The organism is Mesorhizobium escarrei (assembly GCF_935825525.1).
Taxonomy (GTDB): Bacteria; Pseudomonadota; Alphaproteobacteria; order Rhizobiales; family Rhizobiaceae; genus Mesorhizobium; species Mesorhizobium escarrei.
Window position 1 is genome coordinate 1 of the sequence record NZ_CAKXZT010000048.1, and the last position, 248, is coordinate 248.

General features: G+C 66.5%; 1 protein-coding gene. It reads left to right on the forward strand.

Going from position 1 to position 248, the window contains the following annotated elements; translation table 11 throughout:
* A partial coding sequence (locus tag NMG80_RS04045) for a reverse transcriptase domain-containing protein (protein WP_254016946.1) occupies positions 1-248 on the forward strand: 248 nt, incomplete at both ends.

The following is a 248-nucleotide window of genomic DNA, read 5'->3' on the forward strand; positions in this document are numbered from 1 at the left end:
ATCCGGACTTCTCCGACTCCTCCTTCGGCTTCCGGCCGGGGCGGAGCGCCCATGATGCGGTTCTGGCCGCCCGGTCGCATGTGGCCGGCGGTCGCCGCTTCGTGGTCGATCTTGATCTGGAGAAGTTTTTCGACCGGGTGAACCACGATGTGCTGATGGCACGCGTGGCGCGCAAGGTCGAAGACAAGCGGGTGCTGCGGTTGATCCGCCGCTACCTGCAGGCCGGGTTGATGACGGGCGGGGTCGAG